23 protein-coding genes are annotated in these 26,792 nt (G+C 37.1%); 5 read left to right on the forward strand and 18 right to left on the reverse strand.

Translation table 11 applies throughout. The features are described 5' to 3' along the window. Nucleotides 1–13 precede the first annotated feature (13 nt). The 5 genes from NBH14_RS17530 (at nucleotide 14) to NBH14_RS17550 (ending at nucleotide 3,029) form a co-directional block, all read left to right on the forward strand. On the forward strand, nucleotides 14–355 hold the full coding sequence (locus tag NBH14_RS17530; RefSeq protein WP_128134021.1) for a DUF6565 domain-containing protein: 342 nt from the start codon (nucleotides 14–16) through the stop codon (nucleotides 353–355). Nucleotides 356–429: 74 nt separating this feature from the next. Further along, entirely contained in the window at nucleotides 430–756 is a 327-nt protein-coding gene (locus NBH14_RS17535; RefSeq protein WP_007652830.1) for a hypothetical protein, read from the forward strand. Nucleotides 757–798: 42 nt separating this feature from the next. After that, nucleotides 799–1,479: a YiaD family glycine zipper/OmpA-like lipoprotein gene (locus NBH14_RS17540; RefSeq protein WP_128134022.1), complete on the forward strand. Its 681-nt coding sequence runs from the start codon at nucleotides 799–801 to the stop codon at nucleotides 1,477–1,479. Between the two features lie 224 nt (nucleotides 1,480–1,703). Then, a complete protein-coding gene (locus NBH14_RS17545; protein ID WP_186960611.1) occupies nucleotides 1,704–2,369 on the forward strand; it encodes a DUF4136 domain-containing protein in 666 nt (221 codons plus the stop codon). 30 nt (nucleotides 2,370–2,399) lie between these two features. Beyond that, nucleotides 2,400–3,029, forward strand: coding sequence for an outer membrane beta-barrel protein (locus NBH14_RS17550; protein ID WP_186960610.1), 630 nt, complete (start codon nucleotides 2,400–2,402; stop codon nucleotides 3,027–3,029). A gap of 76 nt (nucleotides 3,030–3,105) precedes the next feature. On the opposite strand, the gene NBH14_RS17555 is transcribed toward NBH14_RS17550, so the two are convergent. The 18 genes from NBH14_RS17555 to NBH14_RS17640 form a co-directional block, all read right to left on the reverse strand. Further along, nucleotides 3,106–5,367, reverse strand: a complete 2,262-nt coding sequence (locus tag NBH14_RS17555; protein WP_186960609.1) for a Helicase associated domain protein — start codon at nucleotides 5,365–5,367, stop codon at nucleotides 3,106–3,108. 4 nt (nucleotides 5,368–5,371) lie between these two features. Next, nucleotides 5,372–6,478 (reverse strand): Wzz/FepE/Etk N-terminal domain-containing protein, encoded by a 1,107-nt coding sequence (locus tag NBH14_RS17560; protein ID WP_186960623.1) that lies wholly within the window; start codon nucleotides 6,476–6,478, stop codon nucleotides 5,372–5,374. Between the two features lie 17 nt (nucleotides 6,479–6,495). Next, entirely contained in the window at nucleotides 6,496–8,892 is a 2,397-nt protein-coding gene (locus tag NBH14_RS17565; protein WP_186960608.1) for an SLBB domain-containing protein, read from the reverse strand. Between the two features lie 43 nt (nucleotides 8,893–8,935). Next, the gene (locus NBH14_RS17570; RefSeq protein WP_186960607.1) at nucleotides 8,936–9,325 is read right to left on the reverse strand and encodes a lipocalin-like domain-containing protein; all 390 of its coding nucleotides are present in this window, start codon (nucleotides 9,323–9,325) and stop codon (nucleotides 8,936–8,938) included. After that, nucleotides 9,313–10,776, reverse strand: coding sequence for a capsule assembly Wzi family protein (locus NBH14_RS17575; RefSeq protein ID WP_186960606.1), 1,464 nt, complete (start codon nucleotides 10,774–10,776; stop codon nucleotides 9,313–9,315). The genes NBH14_RS17570 and NBH14_RS17575 overlap by 13 nt, the downstream gene beginning before the upstream one ends. A gap of 1,338 nt (nucleotides 10,777–12,114) precedes the next feature. Further along, complete coding sequence (locus tag NBH14_RS17580; protein ID WP_186960605.1) at nucleotides 12,115–12,882, reverse strand: glycosyltransferase family 2 protein; 768 nt, start codon at nucleotides 12,880–12,882, stop codon at nucleotides 12,115–12,117. Nucleotide 12,883: 1 nt separating this feature from the next. Then, nucleotides 12,884–13,990 carry a UDP-galactopyranose mutase gene (gene glf / locus NBH14_RS17585; RefSeq protein WP_186960604.1) on the reverse strand — a complete coding sequence of 369 codons (1,107 nt, stop codon included), beginning with the start codon at nucleotides 13,988–13,990 and terminating at the stop codon, nucleotides 12,884–12,886. 31 nt (nucleotides 13,991–14,021) lie between these two features. After that, nucleotides 14,022–15,182, reverse strand: coding sequence for a glycosyltransferase family protein (locus NBH14_RS17590; protein WP_186960603.1), 1,161 nt, complete (start codon nucleotides 15,180–15,182; stop codon nucleotides 14,022–14,024). Between the two features lie 631 nt (nucleotides 15,183–15,813). Continuing rightward, the gene (locus tag NBH14_RS17595) at nucleotides 15,814–16,779 is read right to left on the reverse strand and encodes an ATP-grasp fold amidoligase family protein (RefSeq protein WP_186960602.1); all 966 of its coding nucleotides are present in this window, start codon (nucleotides 16,777–16,779) and stop codon (nucleotides 15,814–15,816) included. Further along, entirely contained in the window at nucleotides 16,767–17,444 is a 678-nt protein-coding gene (locus tag NBH14_RS17600) for an HAD family hydrolase (protein ID WP_186960601.1), read from the reverse strand. Before NBH14_RS17600 ends, NBH14_RS17595 begins: the two co-directional genes overlap by 13 nt. Then, nucleotides 17,434–18,540, reverse strand: a complete 1,107-nt coding sequence (locus NBH14_RS17605; RefSeq protein ID WP_186960600.1) for a pyridoxal phosphate-dependent aminotransferase — start codon at nucleotides 18,538–18,540, stop codon at nucleotides 17,434–17,436. Before NBH14_RS17605 ends, NBH14_RS17600 begins: the two co-directional genes overlap by 11 nt. A gap of 9 nt (nucleotides 18,541–18,549) precedes the next feature. After that, nucleotides 18,550–19,770 carry a Coenzyme F420 hydrogenase/dehydrogenase, beta subunit C-terminal domain gene (locus NBH14_RS17610; RefSeq protein ID WP_186960599.1) on the reverse strand — a complete coding sequence of 407 codons (1,221 nt, stop codon included), beginning with the start codon at nucleotides 19,768–19,770 and terminating at the stop codon, nucleotides 18,550–18,552. 4 nt (nucleotides 19,771–19,774) lie between these two features. Next, nucleotides 19,775–20,902, reverse strand: coding sequence for a polysaccharide pyruvyl transferase family protein (locus NBH14_RS17615; protein ID WP_186960598.1), 1,128 nt, complete (start codon nucleotides 20,900–20,902; stop codon nucleotides 19,775–19,777). Beyond that, nucleotides 20,887–22,341 (reverse strand): lipopolysaccharide biosynthesis protein, encoded by a 1,455-nt coding sequence (locus NBH14_RS17620; RefSeq protein ID WP_186960597.1) that lies wholly within the window; start codon nucleotides 22,339–22,341, stop codon nucleotides 20,887–20,889. The genes NBH14_RS17615 and NBH14_RS17620 overlap by 16 nt, the downstream gene beginning before the upstream one ends. A 1-nt stretch (nucleotide 22,342) precedes the next feature. Further along, entirely contained in the window at nucleotides 22,343–23,203 is an 861-nt protein-coding gene (locus tag NBH14_RS17625) for a PIG-L deacetylase family protein (protein ID WP_186960596.1), read from the reverse strand. Next, nucleotides 23,178–24,278, reverse strand: a complete 1,101-nt coding sequence (locus tag NBH14_RS17630; RefSeq protein WP_186960595.1) for a glycosyltransferase — start codon at nucleotides 24,276–24,278, stop codon at nucleotides 23,178–23,180. Before NBH14_RS17630 ends, NBH14_RS17625 begins: the two co-directional genes overlap by 26 nt. Then, on the reverse strand, nucleotides 24,275–25,465 hold the full coding sequence (locus tag NBH14_RS17635) for an O-antigen ligase family protein (RefSeq protein WP_186960594.1): 1,191 nt from the start codon (nucleotides 25,463–25,465) through the stop codon (nucleotides 24,275–24,277). The genes NBH14_RS17630 and NBH14_RS17635 overlap by 4 nt, the downstream gene beginning before the upstream one ends. Before the next feature lie 15 nt (nucleotides 25,466–25,480). Further along, nucleotides 25,481–26,752: a nucleotide sugar dehydrogenase gene (locus tag NBH14_RS17640; RefSeq protein WP_186960593.1), complete on the reverse strand. Its 1,272-nt coding sequence runs from the start codon at nucleotides 26,750–26,752 to the stop codon at nucleotides 25,481–25,483. Nucleotides 26,753–26,792 lie beyond the last annotated feature (40 nt).

Consider the following 26,792-nt stretch of genomic DNA (forward strand, 5'->3'; position numbering starts at 1 on the left):
AAAGGAAAAGAATATGAAAAGGTTTTTAATGATGATGGTTGCTGTGATGGCTCTCTTTACATTAAGCGGTTGCGGGGAATCTAAAGATTCGTATGTAAAGGACTTCACGAAGTTCGTAGAAAAAGTACAGGCTGGTGCTGATAAGTATTCTAAGGCAGATTGGGAAGAAGCGGAAAAGAAATATATCGAATTTGCCGAAACAAAATATGATAAGTATAGTTCCGAACTTTCTACAGATGAAATGATAGGCATCACAAAGTTGAAAGCCACTTATCTGACAATCCAGACAAAGCATGGCATCATCGACAACATATTGAAGGAAGGAAACAATGCTTTGGACGATTTGATCAAATAGCATATAATTCTTTTTAAATCTCAATTAAAGCAATATCTTTGCATAAGTATGTAACCATTTAAACTGAAAAAGTTATGAGCGACAAAGACGATTTGATTTACGATGAAGACGAATCTGTAAAATTTATTCAGAACTATCTTCCCCAGGAATTGAAAGGCAAATTCAGCAATGACGATATCAATTATATTGTAGACCTGATCTACGATTTCTACGAATCACGCGGTTATCTGAACGACGATGCTGACGATGATGCCGACATTGAAATAGATGAGGATGAATTGATTGAATATGTAGTAAAGAATGCGCAGAAGGATGGCGTTGGCAAATTCGATCCCGAAGCAATAGGCTTTATTGTGCAGGGCGAGCTTGAATATTGCGATTCTATCAACATGTTCGATTGATAAACTGTTATATTCATATAAAGTTTATAAAAGAGCAAAAAGATGAAACATTTAAAACTATTATCGGTACTGCTATGTATGGCAGTAGTCTTTACAAGTTGTGGAACGTGGAATAATACGGCAAAAGGAACCGCTATCGGAGTAGGTGGTGGTGCAGCAGCCGGAGCAGGTATCGGTGCATTGGCCGGTAATACAGCATTAGGAGCAGTTATCGGAGCCGCTGTTGGTGGTACGGCCGGTGCTTTAATCGGTAAGAAGATGGATAAACAGAAGAAGGAACTGGAAGCTACTCTTCCTCCTGAAACGACTGTTGAAACCATCAACAACGGTGAAGCCCTGAAAGTAACTTTCGATTCTGGTATTCTGTTTGCCACTAATTCAAGTACACTGAGCGATGCTTCACGTAGTGCATTGCGTAAATTGGCTGTTAGCCTGAACGAAAATCCGGATACCGACATCAAGATCGTTGGCTATACCGATAACACCGGTAAGGTAGACTACAACCAGACTTTGTCGGAAAAACGTGCTAAAAGCGTATACGACTATATGATGGTCGACCAGGGTGTAAGCGGTCGCCGCATGGAATATGAAGGTAAAGGCGTTCACGATCCTGTTGCCAGCAACGACACTCCGGAAGGACGTGCACTGAACCGCCGTGTGGAAATCCTGATCCTTGCCAACGAAAAGATGATACAGGATGCTCAACAGGGGACATTGAAATAAATATTTATTTTAAAAGATAATCGAAAGGCCTGGAATAGCGTAAGTTATTCCGGGCCTTTTCTCGTTTTAACTATCGTTTACGAGCGTTTTGAAGTCTTACAACAAGTTAATTAACACAGTCAAAATAACATCGAAGAGAACCTTTTTTAATTTATTGTTGTTTCATGGGTAACTTATATATAAGCACAAATAATAGTATAAACTGTTTTAAACGTTAAAATGAGATGAAAAAGATTATTCCTTTTTTCTTGTTGATCCTTTTACTGGCATCTTGTCAGAAAGATCCGGATATGTCAAAGCTGGATAATGATTTCGTGGTGTACACAAATCATGATAGTAAGACCGATTTCAAGTCTTTCACCACATTCTACATTCCTGATAGTGTACTGGTAATTGGCAACAGCGAGAAGCCTCAGTACTGGACAGCAACTGAAGCAGACGATATCACTTCCACAATTATCAGTAACATGGAAAGCCGTGGTTACACTCGCACAATGGACAAAGAAGAAGCAGACCTGGGTTTGCAGGTTTCTTATGTTGAAAATGTAAATTATTTTACAAATTGGTATGATAACAATAACTGGTGGTGGGGTTACCCAGGCTATTGGGCACCTAATTACTGGAGACCGGGATGGGGACCGACATGGGGTTATGACTGGCACGACTGGTATTATCCGTACCCTGTTGTTTACAGCTACAGTGTAGGTTCACTGCTTGCTGAAATGGTCGACCTGAAATCTCCGACACCAAAGACTGCTGATACAAAGTTACCGGTTATCTGGACTTCATATATGGCAGGCTTATTGTCCGGTTCAAATAAGATCGATACTCAGCTATCTATCCGTGCAATTGATCAGGCATTTGTTCAATCACCATATATCAGGAAATAATTAAACGCGAATCAGTAAAATTTGAGTCTTATGAAAAAGATAAATAAATCAATAAAATTAGTCGCTTTACTTATCGCCTGTTTAGCGATTCCTTCACTGGCTGGCGCCCAGGTTGTAAACAATATGTATTTCAATATCGACTGGGATATCAACTCTCCGTTCGGCAATAACTTTGCCGACAAGACAAGCGGTTGGGGTGCTCACGGTGAAGCCGGTTATTATGTGGTTCCTAATTTTGCAGTAGGTGCATTTATTTCTTATCACACAAACAATAAATATATTGACCGTCAGACACTCAATGTAAGTGAAACATCTGCTATCACTTCTGATCAGCAACATTCTTTATTCCAGTTGCCTTTTGGTGCTGCATTCCGTTATAGCTTTACCCGCGAAGGACAGTTTGAACCTTATGTTTCAGCTAAATTAGGTGCAGAATACAGTGAAATGTCGACTTATATGAATGTAATGAAAGTGTACGACCGTCAATGGGGATTCTATGTAGCTCCTGAAATCGGTATGAATATTTTCTTTACTCCTGAAAAGAAATTCGGTTTGCACGTAGCTGCTTACTATAATTATGCAACAAACAAAAGTAAAGTCCTGACTTATTCCATGGACGGAATAAACAACTGGGGAGTGCGCTTCGGTGTTGCGTTCTAAAATAGAAGTTTGTTCTTTTAAGTGTTTTATGTAGTTTATTAGAAAGCGGGAGGCTGCAGCGGCAGTTTCCCGTTTTTTATTTTAAGTTCCAGGGGAATGCGATCTTATCCAGAAGATCTTTACGGATAGGAGGGAGCTCGCCTTTTTTCAAGGCTCTGCGCTGTACGAAACACCAACTGCCGAGTTTGTTCTCACGGGCGGTTGGCCAGCGGTTGTTTTCAGAGAAGAATTGTTGTAGTTTTTCATAGTTTTCCATCCAGACATCATCGATAGTCCAGATAAAACCTTCGGCATCCATCCGGGCGATGCGTTCAGCCGAAAGTAAACCTTGTTTCCGGTTCTTACGCTGGGTGTTACACCAGCTGCCGGCTTTGCCTTCATTGCTTTTGGGCCAACGTTCGTGTTTTTTGTAGTAGGCAAGTACCTGCTGCCAGTTCTCCGTCCAGAGCGAATCCAGATCCTGCTCCCACCAGAAGCCGATCGAATCGAGCAACCGTATCCTTTCATTGGAAAGGATACCTTTCTTTCGTGCCTGCCGTTGGGTGTTGCACCAGGTATTCAGTTTGTTTTCACCGCGTTTGGGACAACGGTGTTCTACGGACATAAATGCTTTCAGTTCTTCAAAGCAGTTCATCCAACGACTGTCCTGTACTTCCCATTCGAAACCGATCCGGTCCAACTGCAAGATATAATCTTCCGACAACGTCCCTTTCTTCCGGGCAATCCGCTGGGTGTTACACCAGTTTCCCAGTTTCCCTTCGGCTGCCTGCGGCCAGTGCCCTTCACGTTCCTTATATTCGATCAGACGTTCATACATCACCGGCCATGCATCCAACTCCGCCAGCATATCATCCACACGAGCACGGATATCGGACAGGAATCCTGTCACCTCAAACTCCATAAAGCCTTTAAAACTCTTTGGGGCACGGATCGCCGGATGATAAGCCAACTCCCTTGACATAGCCTCATAAACAGAACGGCCCGAAAGGTTATTGACGAAGTCTAGCACCACCGGATGCCGGTCCGAACCGGCTTTCAGGCAACGGCCCAGCTGCTGCAAGGCAACCACATACGATTCCGTCCGACGCAGGAACATGGCGGCATCTACTCCTTCCACATGCAATCCTTCGATCAGCATATTTATAGAGAAAAGTACATGCAGTTTTCCCGTTTCCCTACGGAAACGACGCAACGTCTTTTCATTCTCCCGATTGCTGAGTCCGTTATGGATCTCGAATGTTTCCGTTTCAAAGCCAGCCTGCCCGAGCCAGTTCGATACTTCGGGAATCATATGCTGAAGATCTTCCTTGTCTTTACAGAAAACAAGCATTTTCTTTACCTCTTTCGGAAGATAACGCCGGATCAGTTCCGATGCACTCAACGAGCCTCGAAAGTCGAGACGGGCAAAGTCTATCTTGTCTTGAATATGCTTGCGCCTTTCTAAAGTACAGTCACTCCTGTTCAGCATACGCTGTACCTTATCCAGTTGGTTATTCAGATCGAAAACACTCTGCACCAGGACAGGAACAGGCAGTATCTTATAATACCAAGCCATAGACAAAGACAGTTCATGGAACAGGTTTCCCTTGAAATAGACCTCTACCGTATCGAGCATCTCTTCGGGACGTATCGGAGTGGCCGACATTCCCAGTACACGGGCCTCCGGATTGTTATCTATTACTTCCTGTACAGCCTTTCCCCATACCTCCGCTCCGAAATGATGGAACTCGTCGATAATGATATGATCTGCTTTGAGTTCACCCACTGTTCCTCGATTCAGGACTAATGCCTGGAAAGTCCGGTAGGCGACATGCGGTATTGTCCTGCCGATAGCTTTTTTGATCTCGGCAATGATCGTAACGTTGGGAGCGATAACCACTATATCGTCTTCCGAATGGTTGACGATATAGCGGGCAATCAGATAGGATTTCCCGGTTCCGGTCGCCTGTACAACGGCTCCAATCCTGTTCGTTTTGAATCCTTCCTCAATAGCCCGGTAAGCCGCTTCATTATGTGAAAACAGTTCAATATGCTTTCCCGTCTCCAGACTTCTCAGATAACTTTCATCCGAAACTGTTAATCCATGCAGTTCAAAGGAAAGTGCCTCCGGCAGATAGCCTCCGTGAGCCAGGATGCGGAATTGGTTGCAGTCGCACATTTCCCCGACTCGCTGCATTTCAGTATATAACCTATCCACTTCCGGCAAGCCGACAGGTTCCTTATTCCATACTTCTTTCACAATGAAAGTAACGGAATCCTCCCTGAATCCTACCAGCAGACAGCCGGAATCTTCTGTGACAAAATAATGGTAAGAATGATAAAGATCGCGAAGAGACATTGAATTATTCAATATCTAAAACCTCAGTTTCCTCTTTGGGGTTAAAAAGGTCTTTGATAAACAGATAACCGATTCCACTGAATATGGCAAGGAATACAAATCCGATCAGAATCAGCGGTTTCTTGGGAGAGGCCGCTTTTAAAGGGACAGTGGCGGGTTGTATTATTGTATACACCGGTGTCTGTTCCTGTACCCGGAGTTTATCCTGTTCCAACTTCTGGGCCAGCGTATTGTAAACATTGAAGGTTAATGTCATTTCATTTTTTAGACGCTCCTGTTCCGTACGGTAGCTAGCTGAGATGATATTCTTGTTGGCATCCTCAAAAGCAGCATAAGCACGTTGTGCTTTGTAGTAGGACTCACGGGCTTCGCTGAATACTTTCTCTGTGAATTCAAGGTCTTGCTTTACTTTCTGGGTACGGTAATTTGTGATGTATCCCTGAAGTTTTTCCAATACAATTTGAGTGATATTCGCCGAGATCAACGGGTCCTGCATCTGAACGGAGACTGTGATTACCGATGTCTTTTTATCCACAGAAGCGGAGATACGTTGTTGTAACGCATTTATGACATCTGCCTGTTCCTTTGTTAACCTGAAAGAAGTCAATTCTCCACTACTTACCGGTTCTTCTTTTGAGAACAAATCTTTCACAACACCTAACAGTTTAAACGGAGCCTGTATCACATAACTCCACCACGCACTTTTCTGGTGATCATCCATATAATCATATAAGGATGCAGAGTAATCCCCTTTCTCATTTGTTACCTGTACGGGGAATAACTCCAGTAAAAAAGGAATACTGCTGACTACATCCGGATACAGGTCCGGGGAGATGGCATCCGCTCCTGAAGTACTGTTCAGGTTAATCCCTGCCATTGCAGCCAATCCACCCAAATTCCCCATCTTTTTGGATGGGTCGGAAGTTTCGGGTGCCAGTTTTACGGTTGTACTATATTCTTTCGGTATGCTGAAAGCTACGACAAGACCGACAACAACTGCAATTCCGCAACATTTAAAAATAAATTTACGTTCCCCCCACAACCGTTTAGCCAATTCTATTAAATCGATCTCCTGTGCATTATCTGTGTCAGGAGTGTTCATTTGAATCATATCCATATACTATCGGTTTATTTCATTGTATTAATAATAGAGGTGACCATCGCAGCCATCGAAGTGGTTGAACTGGCTATGCTCAGTACCTCTGCCAGGCTGGTTTTACGATCGCGCTGCGTCTTAGTCGGAACAACGATTTCGCATCCCGGTTCTACCTTTGGATATCGTTTGAAGAAGATAAAGCATTTTTTCGTTGTAGCAACCTTACCATTCATATAGATTACGATTGGATATTTACGAGCGATATCATTGTATCCTCCGGCTTGTGAAAGGCAATTTCCTACAGACATTCCTTTGGTATAAGTCACACTGTTCGGATAGGTTACGGCTCCGTTTATCTTAACTGTACTTTGTAATTGAGGAATATAAAGCTCATCCCCGTCACGCAATACCACATCGTGGGCACTTCCTGGATTAGCCAATGCTTTTTCCAAATCGATGCCGACTGAATAATTTTTGATATTTTCCAGTGACAAAGCCACCGAGTCACGGCTTTGCTTATTAGAACTCAGTTGCAGCAGAGTTTCCAAGCGGCGCATCTCATCTTCTGTCAACTGGCGTTTCAGGCTTGCTCCTTTTACATAGGCATCAGGGGTTATCCCTCCGGCTTTGGCTATGATATTACTCAAACGGGAATTCTTTTCTGCCAATACGTAATCACCGGAGAAAGTAATTTCACCATCAACCTTTACTACTTGCTGTTCCTGATATCCCGGTGAGAAACGCACATACACCTCATCAAAAGGTTCAAGGGTAAAAACGGAATTACTATTTTTGCCATCAACGGATATCAGTCCTAAATTGTCATTCAATTCAAAATTGAACACTTCTGCCGTACGATTACTGTTTTCGTAAGTTTTTGTATCTTTAATTCTTCTGGCTACTTCCACATTGACCGTTGCTGCCGATTCCTTCAAACCTCCGGCCATCATAATGGCATCTTCCACCGTCAGATTGTTTCGGTAGGGCAGGACTGTATCTACATAATTCACTGCTCCGCTTACTTTGATCGTATAAGGCTCGCGAAGATCAAACAGGGATGGAATGTTTAGTATGTCTTCTGGTTTGAGTTCTATATCCGGAGACGTACCATTCAGGATTCCACGGATATCTACGGCTATAACTGTTGTTGTGAAATCCGGATTTAAACGGGTGATCTGGGCACGGCCGGTAAACTCATCACCTTTCAGGCCGGCAGCTTGGTTGATCAATCCTTTTACGGTATGTACAGTTCCATTCAACTCATATTCTCCCGGACGCCAGACTGCACCGGTCACTATCAGACGGTTTTCGTAAAAAGGAATCACAGAGTCTACCAACAAAGAATCGCCATCCATCATCGCAAAGGTCGGATATTTATCTTCCGTAACAGTCGCTATTTGATAACGGCTATCGGCTTTTCGTTTGATACGGACATCTTTCTTATAAGCATCTCCGGTAAAACCTCCGGCCATGTTCAATAGTTGTTGTAAAGTTTCCCCTTTTTTCATTTCGAAAATGCGGTTACGTTTTACTTTTCCACGAACCACAGCCAGCTGATCGTAAGGGGAAACGATCACCATATCATTCTCTTCCAAACGGATATTCGTATTGTATTTGCCATTCAGGAGATAATCATATACATCTAATTTTGCAACTTCCTTACTGTTGCGGTATACTTTGATTCCGCGAAGCGAACCGATCTCATTCACTCCACCTGCCGCATACAAAGCATTAAACAGAGTGGCAAAAGAGGGTAGGGTATAGGTTCCCGGAGCAACGACTTCACCTACAATATTGACTTTGATGCTGCGTATCTGACTTAGACTGACAGATACAAATGTATTGGCTCCATCGGTATTTCCCGATAGGGTAGACATGATCCGTCCCAATTCCTGCCGGATACGGTTTTCGGCAGTTTCGATAGTCAGTCCGCTGACAGATACCGGGCCAAGATTAGGGATAAGAATTGTCCCTTCGGGAGAAACCTTCAGTTTCAGATTCAGTTCCGAATCTCCCCAGACATTGATCAGCAATTCATCTCCGGCTGACAGGATATAGTTTTTAGGAGTCGGAATATTCAGATCCGGTTCAAAAGACAGATTCTTATTAGAAAATATCTCTCGTCCGAAAACAGTTTCTTTCAAATCGTTTTCCGGTAGATTCCTTTTACGTTGCTCTTCCGGAGAGATACTATCCTTGCCCGGAGTAGTAGCAATAACCCGGTCAGAAATTACTGCATCGGAGGCCCTGGAAGTTGTTTGGCCTGCACCTGATTGTCCCATTCTCTTAGCAATTTCCTGCTGTATCTGATCATCTGTCATTCCCGCAGCTTTTGCCTTATCAATCAAATCCTGGGGAACCTGTGCCGCCAATGGTACTGCCAGCCATAGCAATCCCCCCAATAATACATTTCTGATTATGATATTCATATTGTTATTTGTTTTTATTATTTCGATTTAGGAGAGATCAGTATCAAAACTTTCTGAATTCCAACCGCGCATAATCTGATTGTAAAACCAGATGCTTCGATGTTAATTCTTTGACACCGAAGTGTTGTTCCGTCCCGTTCATGCCAAATGGTAATAAATCTTCAACTGTACTGATCGGCATGACTACAAATAGCGAATCTCCGGTATATTCCATATTTCCAGTTTGACTTGTTCCTCCGACTTGCATCAGGTTGATTGTATGCAAAGCCACACTGTAGTAAGCCCGCTCCGGTGTTTCTTCTTCTCCGGAAGTATATTCTATTTTTATTATTTGCCAACGCCCATCCAGGTCACCGTTGATAGGTGTTTTTCCGCAAGCACTAACTATCAGTACCAGCAGCACAGCTATTGTATATCTTTTCATCGTATCCATCCTGTTTTTCTGATTGTTAACATACCACCGGCACTTTTACCTAACATAGCTCCCCTGTCTATCCCTAGTGAAGCTGTAAAATCCCAACCTTTCAATTGATGAGGCGTATATTTTAACTCGGCTAGAGCATTGCCGTTTTTTTTGATTTCATAAAAAGGTAACGCATAGGTCCCCCAATTGCGGGTAACGGATAAAAGGATACGGTATTGCAGATCGGCACAAGGGTTACCCATTATTCCAAAATGATGTCCTTGCATCCGATTGCTTTTAAAAACAATATCTCCGTCGTTATTATAGATGGGAGACATGACAAGAGGGTTTCCGATTCCCATTCCCCAATGTTGCCATCCGGTATAGATATAGTGGTTATAATAATTATCTGTTCCGCTTACCTGCTCCGGTATTTCCGGTGTATGATCCCAATAGACAGCTCCCGTTTGATCTTTTGTTGAGATATATTCGTAAACGAAACTACCGATCACCCGATTCTTGGGAAACGTTATTTCTATTCCCGCTAGGCAATCTTTCCAGCCATATTCCCCGAACATCTGTGAGTGATCTTCAAAATAATGTTCGTAATAAGGACGGATTGTCCAATCCTGCGGAGCATACCAGGTTAACGAAAAATTCCAGCTACCTAAATGGTTTCCGTAAACATTTGTTTGTTCCCCTGTTGGAGTTTCACTGCCACCTCCGCTCGGAATAAACACTTTAAAGAAATCCTTTATTCCATTCGGCATATCAATCTTTTGATCTCCAATAAATGCATTTCCTCCGAATTGGGCTGCCATTTCCAAGCCTCCTTCCAAAATCAAAGGAAACTTCTCACGATTACCGATCTTCACATACAAATCTTTGGAATGATAGAGTACATGTTCCGTATATTTATTCCCCGGAGCCACGAAATCCTTCTGCCAGCCATCGTCTGTAAACATACCATAAGCGATATGGCCTTTGAAAGCCAGCCATCCTTTTGTTCCCGGTACAACGGTATATTCCGGAATACCGACGCGAATCTGCGGAACCGGACGGGCATTACCTGAAAATGTCAAGCCACCACTACTTAAAAGCGGATTATTGAATTCACTGTGTCTTTCTTTACTACCTACACTAACTCCCAGGCAACGATATTTCAGATCCGCATACAATTGTTGCACCACAAAAGTCGATGTAAAATTATAGGCCACAGCTAGATCTGCCCCGAAAGCATATGAGAAACGTTTATCGTTTTCCAACTCCCGGAAGATCCCGGCACGCAGATATCCGTTATTCTTCTCAATGGACGAAAGTCCTTGTTTATTTGCTGTCAGCCAGAAAGGAGTATGTTCCCCTCCGCTAAAACTGATTCCAGTCTCTGCCTGATAACTCAGTCCTTTCGTGATCTGAGCGTAAGAGTTCAAGGGGAGCAGTAAAATACTTCCCCAAATGATTAATATAGATATAAGTTTCATTTCTGAAAAATTTGAATCAATGATAGTAAAAGCTTCTATCTTTTTCACAATAATCCGATTTAAAGTTGAAAAATTGCTGAAATCGAAAATGAAATTAGTTAGTTGTTCTTATCCTTTTGAAAATGAGCAGTATAGTCTGTGTGCTGAAATTGTTTTGTCCGAAGGTCTGCAAGACTATATAAATATAGAAAGAACTTCTTTATAAAGATATATAAGTCTCCGACCTTTTTCAGATTACAGGAAAACAAAGAACTAACTTCATTTAATCTCTCCGCAAGATAAATATAAATTCCTTTAAATTGTAGTACTAATTTAACCTGTTCTGTATTTCTTAGAATGTTGTTTTACAGCGGATTAATAAATTCTATTTCTTATCGGTTGATTTGGTTTTATTTTTTAGTCTTGTTATAAATTCTTGTATTTCAGTATAATAATCAGAGTATTTGTCAAATAGTTTCATGTTTTTGCATATGGTACTCGCTGCATATTTAAATTTGAAAAACGGATATATAAATTCAGCAATTTTCTTGTATGAATAACCACCGAACAGACCATTTTGCTTCATCCCGGCAAAGAGTGCGATCATAAAAGCCACATACTCTTCAGGAACATGTTTATCATTCTTTTTTTTTATTGATCGATTTATGCATAATTATTTAATATTTGTGTTGTAAAACAACATTCTATACTAACTAAATCGATCTTCTTTTCTCAAAAAAGATATATCTTTTACATTCAAAAGTCCCTTATTTTATCTTCAAAACATATATCTTTTATCTCCGAAATAAGGGACTTTCAAATTTTCAATTAACAAAGTTTTCCTAAAAAACAACAATCACTCCGACCTGTTTCGGTGTCTGTTTTCGTTGTTATTCGTAGACTTCGGCAGTTTTTAATGTTCTGACCAGTTTCTCGTTTCTTACTACCTAGCGATGCAATAAGCGTGATGCTGAGTTCGGATGCAGATCCGGGTTATGACAGAGTGTTAATTCCGTCCATCCGTAACTGCGGATTTTAAATTTTTCTTCGTCTATATTCTTATGATTTAGTTCCACTAAGATAAGAAATTTAATCCATACAAAGAAGTGAAATTCAAAGTTTATACTCGCTATTTATATATTTATCCAGACTTATTTAACCCTTCGTGGCAGATGATGACATTTCATGTCATAGCCATTTTTCTGGTAACTTAACTTTGTCATGTTATCGATAACCAACCAGTTAACCGATTCCGCACCTACGAATCGAGGGAAGAGAGTTTTTAGGTCACTGTTTGCCTGCAAACGGGCAAGATGTCAAAAATATGGACACTAACATTTTAACCAATGTTCTGACTGTTCATTTTCGATATTTGAAATAGGAGATCCACGCCCAACAGAATAGGTAATATGCACTTTGAATAAACCCAAGTTTTTCAACTTTGTAAAGTGCGTTCCATTGTGGTTTTATTACTTTGGTTTTATTTCCGGTAACAGATGATTTGCGCATTCTATAATCAACTAGAATTTCTGGATTCCCGTATCCAAATTTGATATCTTTGAACATTGCAAGCCAGTAAACGTAATCATCGCGCATACTACCCAACTCTTCATTGAAATACATTTTAGGGATTTTAGATGTATCATAAATCGTTGTTGACGGGAAAATCGGGCAAGTTTTAAGCAGGGAACGATACGACACTTTTTCCGGCACAATGAAGGGGCGCAACAATTCCTCTTTTGTATTCTCGTCAATTCTCCGGTAGGAAGAAAAAACTAAAGGAGCATTGTTTTTTCCCATGAAAGCCATCTGTTTCTCCAAAAAATCAGGATGCCAAATGTCATCCGAGTCAAGGAAGGCAATGAAGCGCCCCTTTGCTTCTTTCAACGCGATGTTTCTTGCACCAGATGAACCCCGATTCTCCTTGCTTTCAATGAGCTTCACCCGTGGGTCTTGGGTGTATTTTTTGACTTCGTTTATACCTGCACCATTGTCAGGTGAGCAATCGTCAACAATTATCATCTCCCAATTTTCGTATCTTTGAGCAAATACACTTTCTATGGTTTCACCTACAAAAGCGGCACCTTTATACATCGGTGTGATGATCGACACAAGTTCTTGTTTCATGTTAATGAGTATTAATAATTTTTTCAGCTAACACCAAAGCTTTTTCTATTACTTGGTGCATGTCATAATACTTATATTCAGCTAAACGACCTCCAAATAACACTTTTGTTTGTGCATCTGCAAGTGCTTTATATTTTGCATATAATTTCCCATTATGATCATCATTCACAGGATAATACGGTTCATCACCCGGTCGCCATTCCTTTGAATACTCTTGGGAGATAACAGTATCCGGTTGTTGTCCAAACTCAAAATGTTTATGCTCGATGATACGGGTATAAGGAGTCTCTGCGTCCGTATAATTCACGACAGCATTCCCTTGGTAATTGGAGACTCCTTCCAACAAATTTGTCTCAAAACTTACCGTTCTATATTCCAAATGACCATAGCAGTAATCAAAATATCGATCTATTTCACTGGTGTAAATGATCTTATCCGCTATGGAATCAAAATATTTCCTATTCTCAAAATAATCAGTATTCAGTCGGACTTCAATACTTTCCAACATTCTTTCTACCATCTTCGTGTATCCACCTATCGGGATTCCTTGATAAGTATCATTGAAATAATTATTGTCGAAAGTAAATCGCACTGGAAGCCGTTGGATGATAAAAGCCGGTAATTCTGTACATTTACGTCCCCATTGTTTTTCGGTATAGTCTTTGATAAGCGTATGGTAAATATCTTTTCCTATCAAAGAGATTGCCTGTTCTTCCAAATTTTGTGGATTTTCAACACCAAACTCATTTCGTTGGTGTTCAATTTTTGTAGCCGCCTCTTCTGGAGTTGTTACACCCCACATTTGATAGAACGTATTCATATTGAAAGGTAGGTTAAATAAACGGCCTTTATAGTTCGCTATCGGTGAATTGGTATATCGGTTGAACTCCACAAAAGAATTCACGAAATCCCAGACTCGTTTATTATTCGTATGGAAAATGTGCGCACCATATTTATGCACATTTATACCATTCATATTCTCTGTATAAACATTCCCTCCAATATGAGATCGTTTGTCAATTACCAGACACTTATATCCTCTATTTTTGAGAGTATAAGCCATTGTGGCTCCAAACAAGCCAGACCCAACTATAAAAAAATCATACATATCTTTTACTATAAGCAACAACAACAAACAATCACAAACCAATAGCTCTCTTTGCTATTTGCTGATATGAAAAATAAATTAAACCTTTCTCCTTTGCCACTTCTGCATAGTGGGAATAATTTTGAATAAACTCTTCTATTACACGAATATATTCTGCTTGAGACCTTTCTTTAAAAAAAGAACAATTTCCTCCTAAATCTACATGAGTAAATCCTTCCATATATTTAAAGATACAAGGCTTACCTTGTCCTACAGCCTGTTCCCATAATACGGAATGGCTACCAGCAAATATCATCAAATCAGCGGCTTCAAAAAAATTATATGATTCATTACCTTTAATCCATCCTATATGACGTATTATATGATTGTCACATAATTTATCAAAAGTAACCTTAAAATCACCATTCTCCAATGCGCCAAAAATCACCATTCTCAATTTATATTTCTTACTCAACTCAAGAATAACTTTCATTAAGTCTATAATTTCTGTCTTAGTTCTATCAAATCGCCCTCCGGAAATAATCAATAATTCATCATTCTTAATTTCATATTTGTGACGGATTAATTTTCTCTGCTCACTTTCTTTTGCTTTTAAAACTAATTCATCATCAGCCCCCATTGGTAAAAATGCGATTTTGTCTTTAGGTATTCCATAGAAATCACTTAATAGAGTAGTCCTGCATGGTAATGTTCCATAAAATTTAGAAGCATAAGGGGTTACCATTTTAGCAGCATATTTATATAAGAGAGAATGTAATACATATTTTGATATTTTATTCCTTATACTATTACCAGGATCTACATGGCTGTCCACATACAATTTCACTCCTTTATTCCTCTTAATGTACTTTACAACATCCTTTACTCCTAAAAAATGGAAATTGTGCATGAATATAATATCTGGTGTGAACAATTCCAACTCTTTATACAGTCCTTTATAAAATCGTAATTTATGTGTCAATATATTAGAAAAGAGATTTATATAAGGGATGCGGTGAATAGGAATTCCATCTTCATTGATGTAACTCCTACTTTCAACATATCCTAAATTAAAATTATCCACAATAGTTTCTGTCGAGGCGACAATCAGAACTTCATGACCTTGTCTTTTATGCATTTTCGTTATAATATTCTCTTGATAGCCATAACCATCAACAAAATAATTACCTAAACAAAGATGGATTATTTTCATTCTTTCCTGTTTTTTAGTAAGCACTTCATTTTTTTACTCTGCTATATATCAGCAAAATAGACCTCCGTTTTTTGTTTTAAGTTATTTTTCTTTCTATTGTACTCAGTAAGCTCTTTGAAGGAGAGCTGCATAGTCCTAATTCCCGTGTATCATTTCACGGATCAGACCAGCGCAATATTGAAGATGTTCTAGATTCGGATTGTACCTTACCAAGTGTTTATAGACCGAGTAATCATCTGATTGTATCGCTCCTGTATAATCTTACAGAAACATTTGGATAGGCCAAGTCCCCCCTATTATCGTTTTCGTTATTGTAATAAAGGAAGTGGATTACCCGAATCTTCTTATTTATTATCACCCAAAGAATTTTTGAGATAGTTACCTGGCATCATACCGTCTCCTTTAAACTTGATTTTACTCTGCACCAGACTTCATCTATATTTAGCAATATCTTAATCCTCAACAACTCCGATTTCAAGAACTCTAAAGAGATCTCGATATCTTTTCACCCGCATGAAGCCAATTCATTCTCTGACACGTGAAAGCCGTTATAACGCATCCACATAAATAAACTTTTTACACCTTTCTTTTTTCTCGCTGTTTCATAATCAATAGATTTACAAAATTCTATTTATCCATTATTTGTTGTATTAAAACAAGTAAGATGTAGTTTTTCGCCGAATAGTTGGTCATATTTGGCAGGTGTAAATACATCATGACCTCCACCGTGATGGAGTGTCACTTCTCCAAAATACATATGTCCATCTACATCATAAAAATCCACACGAACATAATCGAATAATTTCGCAATTTCATCTGCATATTTTTTCATCAAATGAAAAGAAGCTGGTGGATCTATTTCTTCACCTCTTATTGTAGATGGGTCTTTTTCTTTTGGTATCCATGTAAAATCAACAGGATTCCAATTTGCATCATAAATATTTCTTTTATTCGTCGTTTCTCTACCTATTGCGCAGTACACAAATTGTAGTTCTCCATTTATATAATGCAATTTATAATCGTTAGGAATATAACCGTCTTTGCATTGAAGGAGTTTCTCTATAATAATACTTCGGTTATTAAAAGCATACTGCCATTCTCCATCAAATTTAGCATAATCAAATTTAAGCCACCACATACAAGCTCTTCGTAACATTTTAATATTCACGTTAGCTTTATCTTTAATAATTTGATAGGAACCTGATGAATGTGTTGGTTTAATAATAAAAGGTACATCAGGCAGAATATCCATAGTAATATCTCTCCAATTAGGAGTTTGGTATAGCAATGGAACCAAATACTGTTTTACTTCCTCCCCAAACATATCAACAAAGAATTGACGACTAAGATATTTATCACTACACTTCTGCATAACATCTCGGTGATCATATAGCTTAAGCCATACAATTTTCTCATTTAATGTTTTAGGGGTTCTTAAATTAGGATTAATCCCAAAGATTTTTTTATAATTCTTACATGACGTTTTAAGTGGTCCGTGCCACGTATTAATGTAATACTTAATCCAAAGGTATACATGTACCAAATCGTAAGGAAGCACATGACTTCTTACGAAAGTTTTCATTCTTAACATGTCCATATTAATTCTTTAAATTTATTATTATCTACCCAATTTTGATGTTTATTTCGAGATACGACAACTCCATCTGTTGCATATTGCAATAAAGGTATGTCTGATAAACTATCAGAGAATGCAATAGAATAAGTTGGTTTTGATGGAAAAAGCTTATTGATATATTGTATTTTTCTTTCATTCATACAATCGAGACCATCTAAAAAACCAGTACATATATTATTCTCTATCTTAATATTGCTCGATAAAAGAAAATCAAGATTGAAATCTTGCACAAAATATTTAAGATAAATACCATAACCTCCTGAAACAATACCAACTGTATATCCTTCCTCTTTTAGGCGAACGAGCTCATTTGTTAATTCTTTAATAAAGTGAGGTTTAATTCGTGTTTCATAATATTTTTTAGCATATTCATCTAAATCAGAATAGTTGAATCCTTTTAGTTCATAAGCTTTTAATTTTTTTTCTATACTTCCATACTTTCTAAATAGTTTTTGAAGGATAGGTAACAAGTATATTTTCTTTAAAAGTATTATGTTTTTTTCGATTTTAAACATTTTTGTTTTTTTTGTTCTTTCTCTGACATAGTCGCAAAATGCGTCAGCGGTTTGAAAATCAACTAAAGTTTCGCAAAAGTCAAAAAAAGCAACTTTCTCTCTATATAGCATAATATTTCATCATTACATTTAATACAATCTCCATCTGCTTTTTTGTTCCTATCGTAATTCTAAAGCACTTACGGACAGAATAGCCTTGAGTACAATCACGAACAAAAATATTGTTCTCTGCTAAAAATTGAAGTAAACTCATTTTTTCATTATATGAAGGGAATTCTATCATGATGAAGTTACCCGCACTTTCATAAGGCTTCATTTTTTTCGAGAAAAGAGTTTCAAGTTTTTCTTTGAACCAACATTTAGCCAGATTCACTTCTTTAGTATAGTTATTCATATATTCAACATCTGTTAATGCAGCAATAGTTGCAGTTTGAGCAAATGTTGTTAAGTTTTTAGGATTGCGAATACGATTAATGAATTGCACATTATCTTTCGATGCTATAAGATAACCAACACGAAAATTAGCCAAAGCAAATGCTTTGCTCATGGTGCGAGAAATCAATATATTATCATATTCCAACACTAAATTTTTAGCAGTAACTCCAGAAAATTCTTGATAAGCTTCGTCTATTAAAAATAAAGTGTCAGAATGTTCATCAAGCAAGTACTTGATATAATCTACTGTATGAACGTGACCAGTCGGATTATTAGGATTACAAATATATACAACTGCAGGTTCTATCTTTCTAATGTCAGACTCAAAATTCTCTTTATCAAACTTAAAATCATCAGTATAATTAGACCAATAAACATTAGCTCCATTAGCTTGGCAAGTCAAACGAAAGTTATCATATGAAGGACCTAGTATTAGCACTGGATCGCCAACGCTAATGAATACTTTGCAAATGTACTCATGCAGTAAGTCCGAACTGCCAAAATATTGCAAGTTCTCTTTAGGAAGACCAACATACTTTGAAAGAAGTTCTATCAAATGTTCATTGAATGTCGATGGGTAAAGATTAAAAAACATAGGTTCATCTATCAGTTTCTGCACCATCTCTTTCACAAGTGGTGTAGGGGGTACTGTTGCTTCATTCCAGTCTAATTTCAAAACTTTCTGTCGCTCTTCCGGATTTACTTGCCATACCTTATGAGAGGCCAACTTATAGGGCCTTAGGTTTCTCAAATACTTATTGGGAAATTTCATATTCTTAATTTATCGAATTAACTTCACAAATTTATTTATTATAATAGGAGGACAGTAGTCTATCAAAAAAGCACTTATAACTGTTCTCATAGTTTTCTTCTGTGCATAACGTTTTTTGATTTCCTGAATAGGAAGTCGGTTTATTTCCTCATAAATCGTTTCACGCTCGGGAGGACATTTAAAACTTTCTCTAAGTGGTACATTCACTTCGGCTTCTTTTTGAATATCAAGATTAATAAAATCAAAATACTGACTCGTACGTTCCCACAAGTTTATACCTGCTACTGTATTTATAATCACTACGCTGGTAGCTTCATGGGGATGAAAAGAAGGATAGTTGACATGTGAATCGCAATCGCCTATGGTTATATCTCCAACTCTCTGTAAATTTGAATAATGGCATTGATAACATGAACGTCTTAATGTCCATCCTTTACTAAAAAGCGAAAAATAGGGATCTAATTTCAAGTTCAAAGAACTTTTTCGGAAACACATGCTTACACAAGGCTTGTGTTTCTTGACTATCGTTAAAAAATATAAGCTTCTCGACTTAAATAAAGGGTGTTTTTTTCTGAATTGTACAGATGATATTTCTGAATTATTTGCCGCATACAAACCCAAGTCTTTCTTTAAAAATTTTGGACTTGGAACACCATGGCAAATGATGTCCATAGTGTATAAATTTTCAATATTTCTATTATGCAAATAAGCATACAATCCGGCTACTTGACAAGGTGTTCCACTGAATAATACTGGTTGATTAGACTTTAAATGTCTCTTAATACGAGGATATACATCATCCAATTGACTTTGTACATATTTACTTCCTTGTAATTTATATAAATCCCCAATCTTATCAACCAAGATGTGATGTATACGACCTTCACTATAAGTCGCACCACATACTACTGCATTTTTGTATTTTTGCAGGAACTTATGCGCAATAGTTACAAAGACAGCACCTGATGCACTTTTCTTATAGTATCTCTTTAGACGGCTTATAACATTATAGGGGAATTGAACAATATTTCTCTGATGTCCCAATTCTTGGGTGTGAAATACCTGCGGGCAACTTTTATAACACAAAGAACAATCCACGCAAAGAGTATTATCGATGATTGGATAATAAAAACCTTCCATATCTGGACGTAAAGTGATAGCTTTATGTGAACAGCTATGCTCACAACTTCCACATCCTACGCAGTCCTTACCTATTTCTAAGATATTCATAATCCTATGTTTCTGTTTGGGTTAAGACTTCCTCAATGGCAGTGTGAAGATATTCTATACTCTTTTTACGCAAACTTTCTATCTTTGGAATGATAATAGAATAATTCAATTGTTTGAAAGAATCAGGTAATAAAATGTTCATGTCATGATAACGTTCTGAAATGCCAAGCATATCAAGCTGTGCTGTCATTCTATCCGAATAATTTCCCCAGTGTGTTCCATCATTTCTTGTCAAAACTACAAATGCTTTCTCAAAAATCAATGAAAACATTAGACCGTGAAAAGTATCCGTGATAACGTACTCAGCATCACGAAAGGCACGAACATACTCCATAGGCCCAATGTTCTGGTTCTTGAAACGGTATTTACTTCTGATATCAATAGCCTTAATTTCCCCAATGCCCCATTGTTTTACTTGTTTTATAATGTCTTTTCTACCACCCTGATAGCCACCGAACAAATACAACAACACATATGGCTTTGCATACAGCCGCTCATTATTGCCAATAATTCTATTCCAATCTTCTTTACTATAAAGCATCGTTGGATCAACCACATGATATGAGCCCATACCAAAAGTATCTTTTATCATTTTTACTCCTGAGAGATCTCTGCATGATAGGCGAGATGGCTCAAAGCCTAATAAATAAGTTTTGCATCGCTCTTTATTTTTTTCAGAAATACGATTCACACCAAAACTAGGAGCATAAGCAATACGTTTGCTCTTATCGGTAAAACGCAGAAAAAAGTGCTCCCAATCTTTCTCAAACGCTTCGCACCACATCATATCGCTACCACAAACAAAAACATCAAATTTTTTTTCTAAAGCAGATTTGTCACAAGAGGGCGAATAAGTTTCTCCCGTAAACTCTAACTTTTTTTTTCTAAAACTGTTGTATGCCGATTTCAACTTATTAATCCGTCGGCGGTTAATGATTAATGAGAAGAACTGCGTAAGAGGTAATTTAAAAAGTAGGTTCAGTCTATTCTTCACTGTCTCATCGTTTGTCTGATACTTTATCAACTTTGGACTATATCCAAGTTGCCTGATTTTTTCATAGAGCGCAAAAGCTTGCAGACATGAACCATAATTATTAGTATATAATGTGACTAGTCCTATTTTTTTTTCCATCTTTTTTTATTTTTTTTCCATAAATCCTTTATTATTTCGTAACTTTCAAGATTAGTATTTTGGGCATAGACAATCACGATCACAAACGTCAATATTCCTTGTGTTAAAAAGCGAAAAAGTGGAATTAAATCGGTTTCATTTACCCACCATATTCCAATAAAAATTAATATTGCAGGTTTCACCCCATTATATAAATCTTTAAACTGTTCTTTATACAAGTAATTATTATTATTACGGCTTACCTTCGCAAGCATCATTAATTGAATAAGCATTGACAATACTGAACTTACTGCAACATAAAGGACACCAAAAGGAATTGATACAATTAACATTGACATACCTATTATCTTTGTTATTGTGACATATTTTAGATAAAGATCACTTTTCCCTACAGCCTTAAATGAATTGTAATGAATAGTTATCACTGGCCATAATAACGCGTCAAAACAAAGTACTTGTATATATATAACACTTGGTAACCATTTGGTAGTCATAAGGAGCTCCACCATAGAATCCGCTGCACATATAAGAAAGCAAAGAATAGATGAAACAAAGAACAAACTTATTCGGATAGTCTTTCGTACTATTTGCTTGACTCTATTGAGATTATCTTGATTACGTGACATAATAGGGAATAAAACGCTGTTTAGAGCTCCATTTATTCCACTCACAATCATATAGGGAAACTGTTTCCCTCTGTCATAAAAAGCCAAATCAGAAGGAGTATATATTTTACCTATTAAAAGACTTCTTATTTCGCTGTATAAAGTATCCATTAATGACCCTCCTAATATTTTAAAGCCAAAGGGCATTAATCCTTTTAAACGATTAATAGAGAATAATAATTTCGGTCTCCAGGGAATTAAATACCATAAGACAATAGTGCTAATACTTGTATTACATAGTTGCTGAAATACAATAGCCCATGCTCCATATCCTAAATAGGCCAACATAATACCAATTACGGCTGAGCATATAGCGGCTATAAAAACGGCAGTGAAGTGCTTCTTGAATAATAAATTCCTAGTAACAAATGTTTCTTGGGTACTTCTGAAACCTGTAATCACTAAACTAAATGATGCCACTCTAAGCAATGGTGTTAGCTGAGTATTATCATAAAATGAAGATATAAAAGGAGTACTGATATACAAAATAATATAAAGCAACAAACTGACAACTATATTAAAAAAGAATACGGTAGAAAAATCGATGTTGTCAGCATTTTCTTTTTGAATTAGAGCACTACCTAAACCACTGTCTACAAATACATTCAAGAATGTAGTAAAGATGGCGACAATTGCAACAAGACCAAAATCCGCAGGCGCAATCAATCGTGCCAAAACAATTGTTACTCCAAAAGATATAATTTGAGCCCCCATTTTTCCCATATATCCCCATGAAAAATTAGATATAGCCTGCTCTTTACCTACTTGTTCCATCTTAAAGATCCTTATTCAAAGAGAGATAAAACTCTTTGGACAACTTGCGTATTGTTTTCATATTGGAGAGATTTTTCTTTAATGAAGAAATTATTTGCGTAATTTCCCCTTTATTTTCTGCTTTCTTTACAATATCAATTTGTTCCAACCACAAATTCAATGTATATGGCTGAAATATCTCGGCAGCGTATATTCCGGCTTGTAGACCATATATCCGTTCATTAATCTTGAAGCGATATAAAGGCATAAATTTCTGTGAGATATACACCTCCTTAAATAATGCGTATTTTTGTTTCTGTTCTTCTTGCGTTAATTCAATCACATTAATGATATCATCTGATTCATTAGGTACTGTAACCGAGTAGCAATAGATTTGAGGAAAAATTTTATTGTTTGCCAATACATCGCTGAGCATATAGCTAATTTTACGATGTTCAAAATGCCAATCAACAATCAATGGAATCACAAGGATATCATATTTTCCATTTATGATAGTAGTATCAAAATTCATACAATCTCCATTTCCATGGATAATGGGAACACTCAATTTTTCACATAAATCTTCAATTTCTTTCTTTCTTCTTACTATATTTGACTTATTAGGGTTAGTACCTACAAATCCACAATAATAAACAGTTAGATTAGGTGCATGCCTGAGTAATGTGTATGAAGACAACAATTCATCATCCGCATGAGGTACAATAAGTAGTATTCTTGCACTCTTGAACCATTTATTTTCATTAATATAATTAGACTTCCTGGAGACTGCTTGTTGTTTTTTATAGAAACAATACCATTTTATGCATTTAATAAAATATATGCATTTGTGGTATAGTTTACTTAATAGCTCTTTGATTTTCATTTAGAATTTCATTAATGAGTGATATCCATTTGTCTGCTATACGTGTAGGGTGAAGTACCTCCTTTATCTCCTGAGCTTTTATTGATAACAGTTGAGCTTCTTCACGATTATTTACTACCTCACGTAACGCCTTACTTAGATTTTTGTCATCGTTGATTGGAACTAAACGTACACGCTTTCCATTATCAGATAACCATGCCGGTCCACCAATGGGACAATCGGTTGAAATGCAAGTGTAGCCGGCAATCATGGCTTCAATCAAAGCGTTTGGCATACCTTCAGTTAAAGAGTTTAGGACAAAAATACCTGCATTATCATCTTGTTTGGTGAAATCTTGTACATATCCGGATAAGAAAACTCTATTCTCCAATCCTTTCTCTTTTATCAAAGATTGAAGTTTATTAAATTCTGGTCCATCGCCATAGATTATAAGTTTACTATCTTTTATCTCATCTTTACATAGATTAAAGGCCTTAATCAGACCTGCAAAGTTTTTCTCTTCACTCAAACGACCAACTGAAACTATATTCAATCCATCTCTGCTTCTACTTTCATTATTATTGTTTGATCTAAAAAAAGCAGGATTGGGAATGATAACGCTCTTTGTTTTCAATTTATAAAAATTACTTGCTGCTTCAGTCTGAAAAACGGTTGCTGCACAGTGATTATAAGCCCATTTATAAAGTTTAGAACGTTCACCATATTCTATAGGGTTTCCACGTTCAGACCCAATAATTGGGATATGTAGCCCTACCGTATTGTATACCAATGCTTTTACTAAATCAGGTTTGTATACAATAATAAGATTTGGACGTATTTTATGAATTAAATAACGCAAACGAATCATAAACAGGACCCGGTAAAATATCCGTTTCAATCCCTTACTATGTTCATGCAAATCTATAGTATAGCGATAAATTGCTTTATTAAGATAAATTGTTTCCGGTTCTGTAGACATAGAAACACAATGTACATTCATTCCATGTTCGTGGCATACATTAGCGACAAAACTCAATGATTTTGAAACACCACCAATATGAAATCTTGGAAAAATAAATAATACTTTATGACTCATTTTCTTTCAAGAATAAATATGATCTTTTTCTTCATTATAGAAAAACATATACCTAATAAAATCCAGAATTTATATTCAATCAAATATGTACTGGAGAGAAACAAATGACCAAACCCTGAACACAAAAATATCAATAAAACGGGATTTCTAAATTTTGTGACGAATAAAGACTTTGTAATAGAAAAGAATATAACAAACAAAACTATAGAACCTACAAAAATACCATAATGCAACAAAATTTCTAATGTGATGTTATGGGGATATGAATCCATATATGATAAGTCTCCTGCTATTCCCCATCCCCAATAAGGCTTCTCCCAAATGTTATTCTTTGTTGTTTCCCAAATTATTTCCCTATCAGATAAATTTTCCAAAGCGTCTGCCCCCATTAGTATTTTATCTAATGTTCTGCTGTAAAAGCCCATAGTCTCAAAAAAAAATGATACTTCCTGAAGTAATGATTCTCCAAAAAAATAGAATATAACACCTCCTAAAAATATAAATATTGATAGAATTATTTTTTTTGATAAATTATAATGAAAAAGATAACAAATTAGGATATATAAAGCAATGAATAAAAGAGGTCCTCTTGAAGCTAAAATCATTATTCCTATAGTAAGTAAAATAGCTAATAATAAATTAAATTTACTCTTCTTACTTTCAGTAAATAAAAAAAGTATAGGAAATAGAAGCATATATCCAAAAGACATATTATATCGTAATTCTGTCTCTATCCCTCCAAATAACGTTAAATAAAAAACCAGAAAACCTTCCACTACAAGAGCGTAAACAGCAATTTTCACATGTTTACAGAAAAACATATCTAAATTCTTCATTTGTAATACCAAACAGAATATGGGAACACAAAAAACTAATGTCCATATAGCTCGTCCGATTATTTCTTTTTCTGCTGTAGGATAACGTATAATACTAATAAAATATAAAAAACTGATAACCATCTCCAATACAATTATTTTAACATAAAGAGATGGCTTAAAACTTTTATATTCATGTAGAAACATGAATATAAAAATAACGCTACACACTATGCTTATAGCTGTAGATATGGAAGGAGACAAATTGGGGAAAATTTGTTTTATCGAGTTGTTAGAAGAATGTACGAAAAGAAGTGTGGCAAATAATTTAGCCACACTATAATCATAACGATATTGCTCTAAATCATTCATATGAATAATGGCATATTACAACCTGCCATCAGTAGCTTCACTTGGTAAAATCCATTTTACATCATAAAGAACAAAATTATCTTTTCCAAGTAATTTGACATTGAGTTCTTTGAATTCGTTGTGAGCTACACCAAGAATAACTGCATCATATTTATCAGGAGGAAGTTCGTTTGTAATCTCAATGCCATACTCATGCATAGCTACAGCAGGATTAGCCCATGGATCGTATATGGTAAGATTGAGATGATATTCTTTCAATGCATTTACAATATCTACGATTTTTGTGTTGCGGCAGTCAGGACAGTTTTCCTTAAATGTGAAACCCAGAATCAAAATGTTAGAGCCAAGAACTTGAATACCTTTCTTAAGCATTAATTTGACAACCTGATTGGCTACATATTCTCCCATACCATCATTCATACGACGACCTGCAAGAATAATCTCAGGATTGTAGCCATGACGTTGAGAACATTGTGCAAGATAGTAAGGATCTACACCAATACAGTGTCCACCTACCAAACCCGGACGGAAAGGTAAGAAATTCCATTTTGTACCGGCTGCTTCCAACACGGCTTGAGTATCAATATCCATGAGATTGAAAATTTTAGCTAACTCGTTCACAAAAGCGATATTGATATCACGTTGTGAATTTTCAATCACCTTAGCAGCTTCTGCAACCTTGATAGTAGGAGCCAGATGAGTTCCGGCTGTGATTACTGATGAATAAACATCGTTAACAAGTTTACCAATCTCCGGAGTAGAACCTGAAGTCACTTTCTTTATTTTTTCTACAGTATGGAATTTATCACCCGGATTTATGCGTTCAGGAGAATAACCTGCAAAAAAATTTACGTTTAACTTCAAACCTGATACTTTTTCTATTACAGGAATACACTCATCTTCAGTTACTCCAGGATATACAGTTGACTCATATACTACGATGTCACCCTCGCTGATGACCTTGCCTACAGTCGTACTTGCACCGTAAAGAGGTGTTAAGTCTGGGTTGTTATTTTTATCTACAGGAGTAGGCACAGCCACTACATAGAAATTACAGTCTCTAATTTGCTCTATGTCCGTAGTGCAAACAAAACCATGGCTGTTGATTGCAGTTTGAAGAAGTTCATCACTTACTTCAAGTGTGGCATCATGACCAGCCATCAAAGCGTTCACACGAGACTGGCTCATGTCGAAACCCACAGTTTTGTATTTGGTTGAAAACAAACGTGCCAAAGGCAAGCCTACATAACCAAGACCGATTACGCAAATCTTAATATCTTTTTCCATTTTGATATAAATGTGTTATGACTATATTCTGTCTTTAATA

It is taken from the genome of Parabacteroides caecihominis (genome assembly GCF_023656785.1).
Classification (GTDB): Bacteria; Bacteroidota; Bacteroidia; order Bacteroidales; family Tannerellaceae; genus Parabacteroides; species Parabacteroides segnis.

Excerpts from the sequence above, each read along its gene's own strand:
- NBH14_RS17530 (WP_128134021.1), top strand. The coding sequence starts at position 14 with ATGAAAAGGTTTTTAATGATGATGGTTGCTGTGATGGCTCTCTTTACA.
- NBH14_RS17535 (WP_007652830.1), top strand. The coding sequence starts at position 430 with ATGAGCGACAAAGACGATTTGATTTACGATGAAGACGAATCTGTAAAA.
- NBH14_RS17540 (WP_128134022.1), top strand. The coding sequence starts at position 799 with ATGAAACATTTAAAACTATTATCGGTACTGCTATGTATGGCAGTAGTC.
- NBH14_RS17545 (WP_186960611.1), top strand. The coding sequence starts at position 1,704 with ATGAAAAAGATTATTCCTTTTTTCTTGTTGATCCTTTTACTGGCATCT.
- NBH14_RS17550 (WP_186960610.1), top strand. The coding sequence starts at position 2,400 with ATGAAAAAGATAAATAAATCAATAAAATTAGTCGCTTTACTTATCGCC.
- NBH14_RS17555 (WP_186960609.1), bottom strand. The coding sequence starts at position 5,367 with ATGTCTCTTCGCGATCTTTATCATTCTTACCATTATTTTGTCACAGAA.
- NBH14_RS17560 (WP_186960623.1), bottom strand. The coding sequence starts at position 6,478 with ATGATTCAAATGAACACTCCTGACACAGATAATGCACAGGAGATCGAT.
- NBH14_RS17565 (WP_186960608.1), bottom strand. The coding sequence starts at position 8,892 with ATGAATATCATAATCAGAAATGTATTATTGGGGGGATTGCTATGGCTG.
- NBH14_RS17570 (WP_186960607.1), bottom strand. The coding sequence starts at position 9,325 with ATGGATACGATGAAAAGATATACAATAGCTGTGCTGCTGGTACTGATA.
- NBH14_RS17575 (WP_186960606.1), bottom strand. The coding sequence starts at position 10,776 with ATGAAACTTATATCTATATTAATCATTTGGGGAAGTATTTTACTGCTC.
- NBH14_RS17580 (WP_186960605.1), bottom strand. The coding sequence starts at position 12,882 with ATGAAACAAGAACTTGTGTCGATCATCACACCGATGTATAAAGGTGCC.
- glf (WP_186960604.1), bottom strand. The coding sequence starts at position 13,990 with ATGTATGATTTTTTTATAGTTGGGTCTGGCTTGTTTGGAGCCACAATG.
- NBH14_RS17590 (WP_186960603.1), bottom strand. The coding sequence starts at position 15,182 with ATGAAAATAATCCATCTTTGTTTAGGTAATTATTTTGTTGATGGTTAT.
- NBH14_RS17595 (WP_186960602.1), bottom strand. The coding sequence starts at position 16,779 with ATGGACATGTTAAGAATGAAAACTTTCGTAAGAAGTCATGTGCTTCCT.
- NBH14_RS17600 (WP_186960601.1), bottom strand. The coding sequence starts at position 17,444 with ATGCTATATAGAGAGAAAGTTGCTTTTTTTGACTTTTGCGAAACTTTA.
- NBH14_RS17605 (WP_186960600.1), bottom strand. The coding sequence starts at position 18,540 with ATGAAATTTCCCAATAAGTATTTGAGAAACCTAAGGCCCTATAAGTTG.
- NBH14_RS17610 (WP_186960599.1), bottom strand. The coding sequence starts at position 19,770 with ATGAATATCTTAGAAATAGGTAAGGACTGCGTAGGATGTGGAAGTTGT.
- NBH14_RS17615 (WP_186960598.1), bottom strand. The coding sequence starts at position 20,902 with ATGGAAAAAAAAATAGGACTAGTCACATTATATACTAATAATTATGGT.
- NBH14_RS17620 (WP_186960597.1), bottom strand. The coding sequence starts at position 22,341 with ATGGAACAAGTAGGTAAAGAGCAGGCTATATCTAATTTTTCATGGGGA.
- NBH14_RS17625 (WP_186960596.1), bottom strand. The coding sequence starts at position 23,203 with ATGAAAATCAAAGAGCTATTAAGTAAACTATACCACAAATGCATATAT.
- NBH14_RS17630 (WP_186960595.1), bottom strand. The coding sequence starts at position 24,278 with ATGAGTCATAAAGTATTATTTATTTTTCCAAGATTTCATATTGGTGGT.
- NBH14_RS17635 (WP_186960594.1), bottom strand. The coding sequence starts at position 25,465 with ATGAATGATTTAGAGCAATATCGTTATGATTATAGTGTGGCTAAATTA.
- NBH14_RS17640 (WP_186960593.1), bottom strand. The coding sequence starts at position 26,752 with ATGGAAAAAGATATTAAGATTTGCGTAATCGGTCTTGGTTATGTAGGC.